Annotated in this window: 2 protein-coding genes; both read right to left on the bottom strand. The window is 60.0% G+C overall.

All coding sequences use genetic code 11. The features are described from left to right. Nucleotides 1-305 (bottom strand): enoyl-CoA hydratase-related protein (locus tag AC0L3U_RS38200; RefSeq protein WP_473285248.1); only part of this gene is annotated, 305 nt, incomplete at its 3' end. After that, on the bottom strand, nt 298-1695 hold a 1398-nt coding region (locus tag AC0L3U_RS38205), incomplete at its 5' end, for an acetate--CoA ligase family protein (RefSeq protein ID WP_473364933.1). The genes AC0L3U_RS38200 and AC0L3U_RS38205, both read right to left, overlap by 8 nt.

The raw sequence follows: 1695 nt of genomic DNA on the forward strand, positions 1-1695 counted from the left end.
TTAACGCAGGCGATCACGGGCTTATTGAGGTCGCGTAGTTCTTGTATGCCGCCGAAACCACCGACACCATAGTCGCTGGGTCGGTCGTTGCCAGCGGCGGCGGCCTTTAAATCCCAGCCGGCGCAGAAGAACTTGTCGCCGGCAGTTTTGAGAATGGCAACGCGCAGTTTCGGGTCATCACGGAAGTCCTTAAATGCTTCGCCCATCAGCTTCGAGGTAGTCCACTCGATCGCATTGGCCTTCGGTCGGTCAAGTGTGACCTCGAGGATCGCGCCCTCACGACGGGTAGTGACGATATCAGCCATTCTTAGCTCCATTCATATGTCTAACGACCAGCAGCGCGTCCGCGATCCAGGCACCGTTCCCTTGTGCACAGACGATCAGCGGGTTGATGTCGAGTTCCTCGATCTCGCCTGCATTTTTCGCAACAAAGTCCGCGATGCCCGCGATCGCATCGACCGCTGAATTGACATCCGCCTTTGGCCTGCCGCGATAGCCTTCGAGTAGCGGATAGAGTTTCAGGCCGTGCAGCGCCTCTTCAATGTCTTCCCGCGTGGCAGGCAGCAGGAGGGTGACGCTGTCGCGTAAGAGCTCGACCATTACGCCTCCGGTACCCAGCGTCATCACCGCACCGAACATTGGGTCACGAGTGAAGCCGACAATCAACTCGGCGACGCCGTTGCGAACCATGCGTTCGACATAGAGCCCACTCCCGAGGGGCAAAAGATCCTGAGCAGCCCGGGTGACAGCTTCGGCGTCATTGAGGTTCAGCCTCACCGCGCCGACTTCCGATTTGTGGGCGACACCGAGAGCCTTCAGCGCTACTGGATAGCCAAGCTCCCTCGACAGGCCGAAGGCCTCCTTAGCACTGCTGGCGCTACCGCCCTTCGGGACCGGAAGGCCGGCTTTGATGAGCCGTGCCTTGGCTTCTGCTTCATCGAGCGTGACACGCTCGCCACGAAGCGGGCCGGCGGCGGCGGTGTCGACGGAATGGGCCTGCGGCTGGCGCCAGACCTCGCCAATAAAGGCTGCTCCCTGAGCGGCGTCCATAGCTTCCGGAATGCCAAACAGGGGCGCTATACCCCGCGCCATCAGTCCAGCAGTGTACTCCTCCGGAAGATTCTCAGGCATGGTGGAGACCATGGCGCCCTGTGCCATGTTGGCCTTCAATGCCAGTTCAAAGGCATTTAGACCCTTAGCCCCCCACTGGCGAGCGTCCGGGCAGCGGTCGAGGCGCGGAATGTCAAGCACCAGAAAATTGTAATCGAAGCCACCGGATACCATAGTCGTGAAGGCGTTAGTTATAACTGACTGTTCGTCCATGTATGTGTTGTAGTCGAGCGGGTTGGCTAGCGCGACCATTGGCCCGAACGCCTTCCTCATCAACGCGCGATGCTGGTCGGTAAGGCTCGGGAAATACACGTCTCGCCCTTGCGCCGCGTCGGCCATCAGGGAGGCTTCGCCGCCCGAGCAACTCATCGACGAAATTCGATAGCCGGGCAGCGGTCCCGTGCTATGCAAGAGCTTCAGCGTCTCCAGAAAGCCTGGGATGGAATCAATGCGGGCGATGCCGAGCCGCCTCAGGAAGGCATCGGATGCAGCATCCGAACCGGCAAGCGAAGCCGTATGCGACAGCGTCGCCTGCTTGGCCTGTTCGGAACGACCGACCTTGATCGCGACGATTGGCTTTTTTAG

The organism is Bradyrhizobium sp. Kon69 (assembly GCF_055807515.1).